At 34.1% G+C, this 11,242-nt stretch carries 6 protein-coding genes; all 6 read left to right on the forward strand.

What is annotated here, in order from left to right; translation table 11 throughout:
• Positions 1-1,954: glycosyl hydrolase (locus tag WBN21_RS10525; RefSeq protein ID WP_424200060.1), on the forward strand; the 1,954-nt coding region annotated here is incomplete at its 5' end.
• On the forward strand, positions 1,954-3,351 hold the full coding sequence (locus WBN21_RS10530; protein WP_424200062.1) for a BNR-4 repeat-containing protein: 1,398 nt from the start codon (positions 1,954-1,956) through the stop codon (positions 3,349-3,351). The genes WBN21_RS10525 and WBN21_RS10530, both read left to right, overlap by 1 nt.
• Before the next feature lie 41 nt (positions 3,352-3,392).
• Positions 3,393-6,128, forward strand: a complete 2,736-nt coding sequence (locus tag WBN21_RS10535; protein WP_424200064.1) for a T9SS type A sorting domain-containing protein — start codon at positions 3,393-3,395, stop codon at positions 6,126-6,128.
• Positions 6,129-6,269: 141 nt separating this feature from the next.
• A complete protein-coding gene (locus tag WBN21_RS10540; RefSeq protein WP_424200066.1) occupies positions 6,270-7,721 on the forward strand; it encodes a tagaturonate reductase in 1,452 nt (483 codons plus the stop codon).
• A gap of 3 nt (positions 7,722-7,724) precedes the next feature.
• Positions 7,725-9,335 carry a UxaA family hydrolase gene (locus WBN21_RS10545; protein WP_424200070.1) on the forward strand — a complete coding sequence of 537 codons (1,611 nt, stop codon included), beginning with the start codon at positions 7,725-7,727 and terminating at the stop codon, positions 9,333-9,335.
• A gap of 48 nt (positions 9,336-9,383) precedes the next feature.
• Positions 9,384-11,242, forward strand: a 1,859-nt coding sequence (locus WBN21_RS10550; protein WP_424200068.1) for a glycoside hydrolase family 2 TIM barrel-domain containing protein, incomplete at its 3' end; no start/stop codon positions are given.

Genomic DNA, 11,242 nt, shown 5'->3' on the forward strand with positions numbered 1-11,242 from the left:
ACAACAAGGTAAAAATGTAGCCGATGTTTTGGTGTTTACGGGAGAATCTTCTCCAAATACCGCATTTTTGAAACCAGAAATTAAACAAATGGGTTTTGATTATGATTTAATTGGCGCCAATAAATTAAAAGACTTAACTGTTAAAGACGGAATAATATATTCCTCAGTTGGAAATACGTATAAAGTGCTAGTATTGCCAGAATCTGATTTTATAAATCCAGAAACATTAGAAAAAGTAAAAGAATTGGTCAATGGTGGCGCAAAGGTAATTGGTAAAAAACCATCACAATCGCCAAGCTTAACAAATTATCCAAATAATGATGAAATTGTTAAAAATTATGTAGACGAATTATGGACTTCAGGTTTGGTAGTAGATAGTCCTATTGAGACTGTTTTAAACAATCATATACCAGACTTTAAAATAGAAAGTAGCGATAATTCAGATTTAAGTTTCATACACAGAAAAACAGCAAGTGCAGATATTTACTTTATTGCCAATGCAAAAAAAGAAGCGAGAGATATTAAGGTAAATTTTAGAGTTTCTGGAAAGCAACCAGAACTCTGGAATGCAGAAAAAGGTACCTCAAAAGAGGTAGTTGTGTTTCAAGAAAATGGAGATGGAACCACAACAGTATCTTTACAATTAGGTATAGAAGAAGCCGTATTTGTCATATTTAAAAAACCTTCAAATACCAATCATTTGGTTGCCAATACAATAGAAGTAGAACAAACAAAAGCAGTACCACTTTCTAACTTAGAGATTATAAAAGCAGAATACGGCACTTTCTTACAAGAAGGTTTGGTAGATATTACAGACGCTGTTAGTAAAGAAATTAATAACGGTAAATTAGATTTTAAAATGTCTCGTGCGTTTTGTGATTGTGATCCTGCTATGGGCTACAAAAAAGAGTTTAGAATGGAGTACCAAATTGGTGATACAAAAAAACAAGTATATGCAGAAGAACGTGAGCATATTACTATTGATGCGGGTAATAAAAATTTAAAAGTTCTAAAAGCTGTTTTTGGAAAATTTAAGGCAGAAACCAAAGGGATTCCTGAAAATTATAAAACGTTTGATGTTACAAATAAAATTAAAAATTTTGTTGCTTCAAATATTTATAATGTTGTGGTGTCGAATGAATTGATAAACAATCAAATTCCAGAAGGAAATAAAACAACTTTGAAAATTACTTACAAAACTGATGGTAAAGAACGAACTTTATTTATACCAAAAGGACAAGTTTTAGATCTATCAAAAGATAAAACAAAACCTACATTAGTGTACGCAGATGATGTTATTAATTGGATAACTCCAAATACAGGTAAAATAACATATACAAATGTATCAGGAGAAACAAAAACAGCAGAAGTAAAATCAATACCAGAAGCCATTGATTTATCTAGTTCTTGGGAGGTAACTTTTCCGCATAAAATAGAAAATCCAGAGATTGTAAAATTTAACGAATTAATATCTTGGTCAAATCACAAAGACGAAAGTATTCAGCATTTTTCCGGAACTGCATCTTACAAAAAAGAAGTTATAATTTCTGATGAATTGTTAAAATCAGATAAAAGCTTAGAACTAGATTTAGGAAGCGTTGCTGTAATTGCAGAGGTATTTGTTAATGGAAAAAATGTTGCTACCTTATGGAAAGCACCTTTTAGAACTACCATTGATAATTTTGTAACAAAAGGAAAAAATACCATAGAAGTAAAAGTAACAAATTTATGGCCCAATAAATTAATTGGAGATGAAAGCTTACCTTTAGATTACGAACGAAAAGGTAATAAAATAGTAAAATTACCAGATTGGTTGCTGAATAATACAGAACGACCATCAAAACGTACTACGTTTTCATCTTGGAAACATTGGAGTAAAGAAGATACATTACTAACATCAGGTCTTTTAGGTCCAGTTAAATTGAGAGTTTCTAAAGTAATACCTTTAAACTAATGATTAAAAAAATAGTAATTCTCAGTATCTGTTTTTGCTTTTTACTAATGGCATGTAATGGCAGCAAAAAAGTAACTTCAGAAATGGAGGATAAAGATGAAATGGTTGATTATTTTGCCGATAATGGTTTTGGTAATGCAGTTGCTATTGTTCAGCATCCTTCAGGAGTATATCATAAAGGGGTTACTTATGTGGCTTATCAAGGACCACTTGAAGACCCTTATGTAGCTTCATATAATCATAAGACTAAAGAATGGAAAGGACCGTTTAAAGCTGGTGTGAGCGAAATGGGTAAAGACCCAAATCGCAAAAAAAAAATAGATAATCATGGAAAGCCAGCTATTCTTATTGATGATGCCGGCTATATCCATATTGCATTTGGCGGTCATGGTGGTACGCGTGAACTTGGTGAGAATGCGCTAGGAAATCATCATTATGGCAAGAATATACATGCGGTTTCAAAGCAACCTTTAGATATTTCTAGCTGGGAAACACTAGATAATGTTTCGCCCTTCGGTACCTACAGTCAGTTTTTAAAAATGGATAACGGCGATATTTATTTGTTTTATCGTCATGGCGCCCATAGAAGTAACTGGGTGTATCAAAAATCTACAGACCACGGTCGTACTTTTGGAGAACCGTTTTCATTCTTAAAACATAAAAGAAGAGCAAATATTGAAGCCGAAGATTCATGGTATCCTTGGGTGAGTAGAGGTAATGGTGACGATATTATTGTAGCATTCGATTACCATATTTGTAGAGATAATAAGAACGCTCAAGACCCACGAGGTCATATACCAGAACGACATAATCTGTATTATATGGTTTTTGATACCATGACAGAGCAATGGAAAAATGTTAAAAATGAGCCTTTAGAAATGCCTTTAACCAAAGAAATGGCAGATGAAAAAACTTTAGTAAAGGAAATAGCTAGCGATTGGACTTTTCAAGGGATAGCAGATGTAGACCCAAATGGAAATCCGCATGTGTGTATCTTGGTTGGTCCAGATATCGCAGAAAATAGAAGTGGCGCAAAACGCTTACAACATTTTAGATGGGATGGGCAAAAGTGGTTAGAAAATAATAATTCAATTCTACCAAAAGGTAATGGAGATATAGAAGTAAAAACAGCAACAGAGGTTAGTATCTATTTAGAAAGTGAAACCAGAGATGATTTTGCAGAAATAAGTAGATGGGATAGTTTTGACGGCGGTGCATCTTATAAAAAGGGAACAGTTTTTTTAAGTAGAAAAAATTCAGGTTTTGTAATATCGTCTCTTATTGATAATGCACATCCAGATGCTAGAATTATTGTGGGAGAAAAGCAAAAAGGAACAGATTTTAAAAATATGTATTTATTAGGTGATAATGGCCCTATTTCAAGAGTTAAGAAATAAATCCATAAAAAAACAAAAAAATAATACTTTAATAAAAAGAAATGAAAAAAATATTCTTAATAATATGCTTGGTAAAAGTAATATTCTTATCGGCACAATCGTTACAACATCCAGTTATTTGGACCACACAGCCAGACAAACCAGAGGTGTTGTCGAAAATTGAAAATTATGCTTGGGCGGGTAGTATTATTACTAAAGCAAAGGCTGCTGTGGATTCAAGTGTAAATACACACATTTCGAATCCAGCAACAATTCTTAATACCATCCCAGCATTGGCAGGAGATGATAACTTAACAGAAGCACTAGCTAGCTCTGCTGCTTCAGGACATGCTAGGGTTCTTACATACGCATCATATGCAGCAATGTTGTACCACATTTCTGACGAAGAAAAGTATGCACAATTTGCTGCTGATATCCTTTGGTATTATATTGAAGAATTAGAAACTAGAAGTCCTTCAAATACATCAATGAGTGGGAATCATTTTTATGATTCTCGTAGTGGATATCAACATTTTGCAATAGCATACGATTTTATAGTAAACTATTTAAAGGAGCCACAAACTAGGTTGTATCAAAAATCATCAGGAAATAAAATAGTTTTTGATAATGAAAAAGCCCAAACCGCAGTTTATAATGTAGCTATGAACGCGCTACATGAGCATGGTGGCGCAGATACCAAATATGGCAAAACCGTGAGTAATCACCCTATTTTAACAGCTCCAGGAGCATTGTTTAGTATTCTATGCGTGGAAGATGATATAGAACGTGAAAGAATGTTTAATGTATTCTGGAATGTTGGAACCAAAGAACAAAACTCATTTACAAAAACTATTTTGCCTATGTTTGGAGAACAAGGTATTTGGCCAGAATCTGTGAGTTATAGTTTTATGCCAAACATATCACTAGTGCTTAATATTGTAGATAAACTAAAGCCAGAAATGAATGTGATGGCAGATAATATCCATATTCTAGATGGTAATTTTTTATTTGATAATCTAAGACATCCAGACAGACGCTTTGTACGTTATGGAGACTCAAAAAGAAATAGTGATGGAACAGAAGATCTTTACAGAATCACTTTAGATATAGCTTTAAGAAACGGGTTTACTGCTCATGAGCAAAAAGCCAAAATAGCTTTGAGGCAAGGTTATGATAGCGAGGGAGGGTACAATCCGTCTGTTCCTATTAGTACCTTTGATAATACGGACGCATTTGAACAATTGTTTTGGGGTGTTGATATTCCAACTGTAATTTCAGGTGCAATCGATTTTCAAAAACCAACAGTTGTTATAAAACACGCTGGAGTTGCATTACAACGCAATTATGTAGAAGAGAATAATGAAGATTACGGGCTTTCTGGTATTATTGGAGGTGCGCATTATGTACATTCACATGCTACAGGTATTACAATGGAATTGTATGGGGCAGGTTATATTATGGCAGCTAATGCTGGATTGCCAAAGACTCTGGCAGATAGAAAAATACCCGAACATACCAATTATTTTTGGAGACACGCAGGTAATAATACTATGATTGTAAACGGAACCACGCATGGTAGACAATCAGGGGCATGGAATTCAAACTCGTATTTGTGGATGGATAGAACTGTAAATATTGGAGCAGAACCAAAACATTTAGAAGATCCTATCAATCCTAATTTTAGTTTTGCTACGCAGTTTTTAGATGATACGGTAAATAATGATCAACAGCAAAGAACCCTTAGTACCATTAGAACGAGTGCAACTACAGGGTATTATTTTGATATGTTCCGTTCAAAATCTCTAGGTACAAATAATTTTCACGATTATATCTACCATAATTTAGGAGATGCAACCAATATTATGACAACGGATGGAACTGCATTAGCTGTTTCTTCAACTTCAAGATATCAAAACGATATTGGAGATTTACAGAAATCTCCAGGATGGAGGTTCTTTGAAGAAACAAACGTTACAGCATCAACAGATGCCGCAATTCATGTGCGTTTTGATATGAATGCAACCAATACCTATATGAATATGTTTGCTCCATCTGGAGTAGCTAGAGAATATACCAAAGCACTAGGTCCAGCAACTCGAGAAGCAAAAGGTGGATACATAAATAAGAAAACGCAAATTCTTGCCATAAGACAACAGGGTGAGGCATGGGATAAACCATATGTGCATATTTTTGAACCTTCTAAAGCAACAAATGCTAGTGTAAAATCCGTAGAACATTTATATAGAGGGGATGTTATTGTAGGAGCAACAGTAAAAAGTCAAATTGGAGATAAAGAAGTAACTGATTATGTAATTTGTCAAGAAGATGCATCTAAAGTATTGAATCTTCCTGAAATAGGAATTCAATTTACAGGCCATTTTGCAGTAGTTCGTTATGAACAAATTTTAGATAAGTATTATCTTACTTTGTATATTGGAGAAGGAACAAATCTTTCTTTTGGAGAATATTCCCTCCAGGCAGATATAAATAATAAGGGGCAAATGACGGTAGAATTAGATTCAAGTTTGTCATTATCAGAAGATATGTTAGGAGGACTATCAAAAATAACAATATATCCAAATCCATCAACCAATTCATTTACGATAAAATCAGATCAAAAAGACTTGGAAAAATTAAGTATCTATAATGTTTTAGGTGTTAAGGTATATACAAATAACAAAATTCAAAACAAATTAATTATAAATACCAAAGATCATAAAATGACAAGCGGATTGTATTTTGTAGTTATTAGAGACCAACAAGGTAAACAATACTCACAAAAATTAATTATTAAGTAAACTTAGTATATATAAAATCCTTGAGTTACTTAGCTCAAGGATTTTTTTTTAAAATAAATGATGATAAAATCTTTAAAATATAATGTTTTTAAAAACTGAAAATAATTATATAAAAATCATAAGAGTGTTAAAATAAAAAAGATGAATGTTCTTAATAGAGAAACCGCAAATTTAAAAGCCAAACTACCTATAAAAATTGTTCAGTTTGGAGAAGGTAATTTTTTAAGAGCATTTATTGAGTATGCCTTTCAGGAGTTAAATAAAGCTATAGATTTTAATGCTGGTATTGCTGTGGTACAACCCATTGAAAAAGGTATGATAGACTTGATAAACAATCAAGATGGTCTATACACGCTTTTTATGAAAGGGGTAAAAAAAGGCAAAGAAATACAAGAGATTGAATTGATTGAAAATATTGTTAAGGGCATCAATCCCTATTCAAATTTTAATGATTTTATTGGTTTAGCAAAAGAAGAAGACTTAGAGTTTATCTTTTCAAATACTACTGAAGCTGGCATTGCTTATGACGAGAATGATACATTATCTATGCAACCACCTAATTCGTTTCCTGCAAAACTTACGGTGCTTTTATATGAAAGGTATAAATATTTTAAGGGTGATTTGGCTAAAGGCTTAAGAATAATTCCGTGTGAATTAATCAATTATAATGCAAAAACCTTAAAGGAAATCATTTTAAAATATAGTGAAGATTGGAAATTAGAACCGGCATTCAACACTTGGCTTTTAGAAAGTTGTTCGTTTCATAATACCTTGGTAGATAGAATTGTACCTGGCTATCCAAGTTACGATATTGACCAATACAATGCACAACTTCCCTATAAAGACAATTTAATTGTTACTGCAGAATCCTTTTTTCTTTGGGTAATAGAAGGTGGAGATGCTTTAAAAGCAAAATTACCTTTTGATAAAACCCATTTAGACGTAAAAATTGTTGACGATTTGCAACCCTATCGCACTAGGAAGGTGCGTATTTTAAATGGAGCTCATACTGCCATGGTGCCATTGTCTTTATTGTATGGAAATACCACCGTAAAGCAAACGGTAGATCATAAATTCACGGGTGAGGTTATCCATAAAGCAGTTTTTGAGGAGATTATTGATACATTAGAAATGGATAATACAAGCTTAAATAACTTTGCTGAAGAGGTTTTCGATCGATTTAGAAATCCGTTTATCGTGCATAATTTGTCTAGCATCGCATTAAATTCCATTTCTAAATTTAAGGTTAGGGTTTTACCAAGTTTGTTGCAATATGTAAAAAAGAACAACAAATTGCCATTAAATTTAACCTTTGCTTTTGCCTGTTTAATTCGTTATTATAAAGGAGTTTGGAAGGGCGAAACATTGCCTGTACAAGATAGTGATGCTATAATTGCTGATTTTTTAAAAATATGGGCGACCAATAATTATACAGAAATTGCAAATGCGGTGTTAAGTTCAGCGGATTATTGGGGCGAAGATTTAACTAAAGTTGAAAATTTATCGGCTGCCATCATTTTAGCCTTAAAAGAAATGGATGAAAATGGTATTGAAAAGGGATATAGTAATTATGCAAATCAACACTATGCTTAAATGATGAAGGATAAACTCATAAAAATTAATGCATCCGATAATGTGGCTGTGGCTTTAATGAATTTAAAGGCTGGAGACAGTATTTTTTATGATGGTTCTGAAATTAAAATCCTGACCGATATCAAAGCAAAACACAAAGTTGCCTTAAAGAGTTTTAAATCTGGAGACCAAATAATTATGTATGGTGTTTTGGTAGGTTCTGCTAATGGAAACATCGAAAAAGGCGCTGTGTTAACTACGGAAAATTTAAAACACGAAAGTAAAAAAGTATCTGGTAAAACAGAAACTTTGGGTTGGCAAGCGCCTAATGTTGAGAAATGGAAAGACAAAACGTTTTTAGGTTATCATAGAACAGACGGACAAGTAGGTACAGACAATGTTTGGCTGTTTTTTCCGCTTGTGTTTTGCGAAAATAGGAACATAGAAATACTCAAAGATATTTTTGAAAAAGAGTTGTTACAGCAGGAGGAAAGTCCGCATCAACTATTACTAAGGTCTTTAGTTCAAGGTGAATCTGCTAAAACAGAAAAAAATACTTCTGGCACTAAAGTTTTAAATAATATTGATGTGAAATTTATTACCCATTCTGGCGGTTGTGGTGGTATTCGTCAAGACTCAGAAAGTCTAGCCAAGTTATTGGCAGGTTATATAAATAACCCCAATGTGGCAGGTGCCACAGTATTAAGTTTAGGCTGTCAAAACCTGCAAATTGACATTCTTAAAAACGCCATCACAGCCATAAATCCAAATTTAGATAAGCCTGTTTTAATTTTTGAACAGCAACAAATGGGTACCATAGACCAAATGCTGTCAACGGTTATAAAAGAAAGTTTTGCAGCAATTAAAAAGGCGAATGCTATTGAGCGTAAACCGGCCCCAATATCTAAATTAAAAATTGGATTGGAGTGCGGGGGTTCTGATGGGTTTTCTGGAATTTCTGCAAATCCTACTTTGGGTATGGTTTCAGATATGTTAGTGGCTTTAAATGGTACCGCTGTTTTAGCTGAATTTCCGGAGCTTTGTGGCGTAGAACAAGAATTGGTTAACCGATGCGTACATGATAAAGACGGCGAAAAGTTTTTAGAACTCATGCAAGCTTTTGAAAAATCGGTGGTAAATGCGGGTTCTGGTTTTGATATGAACCCTTCTCCAGGAAACATAAAAGACGGTTTAATTACAGATGCCATGAAATCTGCAGGTGCTGCTAAAAAAGGCGGCACATCCCCTATTGAAGCGGTTTTAGATTATGGCGAATATCTTTCCAAACCTGGTTTAAACTTATTATGTACGCCGGGTAATGATGTAGAAAGTACCACAGCTTTGGTGGGTGCTGGTGCAAACATGGTGCTGTTCACTACAGGTTTAGGCACACCAACAGGAAATCCAATTGCACCTATTGTTAAGGTTTCTTCCAATACAGAATTGGCTCAAAAAATGCCCGATATTATTGATATTGATACTGGAGCTGTCATCCGTGGCGAAAAAACAATATATGAAATGGCATCGGAAATGCTCGATTTCATTATTGATGTGGCTAGTGGTAAAACCATCACTAAGGCTAAATTGTTAGGACAAAATGATTTTATTCCTTGGAAAAGAGGCGTGTCTTTGTAGCATAGTGTAAATTTTAAAAAGAGAATATAAATAGCGATGCGGTATAATATGAAATCAACTTTTTTAGCAATCTTAGTACCCCTTTTTGCGCTGATTAGCCATGCTCAGACTAAAACATATTTATCAGGGACTTACGCGGATACTGCAATAGATTGGGATTTTAAAATATCCGAGGGAAGAAATAGCGGGCACTGGACCACCATTCCTGTGCCATCAAACTGGGAAACCAAAGGTTTTGGGTATTATACCTATGGTCAAGATCATAAAGACTATAAAACGAACCCAGAAATAGGTTTTTACAAACATCAATTTAATTTTCAATTAAAAAAAGATAAGCGTTATTTTATTGTTTTTCAGGGGTCTATGACAGAAACTACGGTGGTTTTGAATGGTAAACAAATTGGCGAAACTCATGTTGGGGGTTTTACCGAATTTAAATACGAAATCACTAATTTTTTAAAAGAAGGTAAAAATATACTTGAAGTAGAAGTGTTAAAACCAGCCACAGATCCTCAGGTAGTTAAGGCAGAACGTATTGCCGATTATTGGTTGTTTGGAGGCATTTTTAGACCTGTTTTTATAGAAGAAGTTCCAGAAAATTATATTCAGCGTGTGGCGATTGATGCGCAAATGAATGGTGATTTTAAAATGGATGTTTTTACAGACACATCCATTAAAAATTTAAAAGTAACAGCTCAATTATTCGATGCGAATCATCAAAAAATAGGAAAAGATTTTTCAGAAAAAATAGGTTTAGAGCTTACACAATTAACCGCTAGTTTTAAGGATATCGCCTTATGGACGCACGAATATCCCAACCTTTATAGTGTTGAGGTTTCGTTAATGCATAAAAAATCGGTTGTACATACTTACAAACAAACCTTTGGTTTTAGGACTTTCGAGGTTCGTGACCATGATGGGTTTTATCTTAACGGAAAGCGCGTCTTACTAAAAGGTGCTAATATGCACAGTTTTAGACCAGAAACGGGTCGTACATTAACCAAAAAAGACATGCTTGAAAACATAAAGTTGATGCAGGACATGAACTTTAATACGGTGCGTATTTGTCATTACCCACCAGATACCGAGTTTTTAGATTTATGCGATTCCTTAGGGTTAATGGCAATGGATGAATTACCAGGTTGGCGTCATGCACTTCCAGACGCTATTGGTAGTAAGCTTGTAAAAGAATTGGTAGTTAGAGATGTGAATCATCCTTCGGTTATTCTTTGGAGCAACGGAAATCATTTGGCACATAACCCAAAGTTTGATGACGACTTTTTTAAATGGGATATTCAAAAAAGAAGACCCCTAAAAAATGAAACAAAAACGGGCGATATTCTAGCCAATTACAGTCCAGATTTTGATATTGTTAGAACCAATTTTTATCCCTCATTCGATTTATTGCAAAAGCGTTTATTCGAAGAAAATCATATTGTTTTGCCCAATGAAGCATTACACGCCCTTTACGATGGTGGTGGAGGTGCTAATTTAAAAACCTATTGGGATGCCATAGAACAATCAAAAGTAGGCGGTGGTTTAATGATTTGGGCGCTTTTTGATGAAGGATTAAGAAGAACGGATATGAACAATCAGCCATTTCATCAAGGGAATAATGCACCAGATGGCATTGTTGGTCCTAATGCTGAAAAAGACGGAAGTTTTTATGCCGTGCGAGAAATTTGGTCGCCAGTAAGTATTATGGAAGATAGCATCACATCAAACTTCAATGGCGAATTAACCATCCAGAATAAGTTCGATTTTGTGAATTTGAAGGCCTGTAAAATAAACTGGAAACTCATTGCTTTTGAAACGCCTAATACATCCGCTTCTGGTTTCAGAACAATTGCAAAAGGTAAATTAGATCCACCTAATATTTTTCCGGGTAGTACAGGACAGATAAGGAT

The sequence above is a fragment of the Algibacter sp. genome (assembly GCF_049667265.1).
In the GTDB taxonomy this organism is placed as follows: domain Bacteria; phylum Bacteroidota; class Bacteroidia; order Flavobacteriales; family Flavobacteriaceae; genus Algibacter_B.

What these genes read in the sequence shown, in the direction of transcription:
- WBN21_RS10530 (WP_424200062.1), top strand. Translation starts at nt 1,954, where the DNA reads ATGATTAAAAAAATAGTAATTCTCAGTATCTGTTTTTGCTTTTTACTA.
- WBN21_RS10535 (WP_424200064.1), top strand. Translation starts at nt 3,393, where the DNA reads ATGAAAAAAATATTCTTAATAATATGCTTGGTAAAAGTAATATTCTTA.
- WBN21_RS10540 (WP_424200066.1), top strand. Translation starts at nt 6,270, where the DNA reads ATGAATGTTCTTAATAGAGAAACCGCAAATTTAAAAGCCAAACTACCT.
- WBN21_RS10545 (WP_424200070.1), top strand. Translation starts at nt 7,725, where the DNA reads ATGAAGGATAAACTCATAAAAATTAATGCATCCGATAATGTGGCTGTG.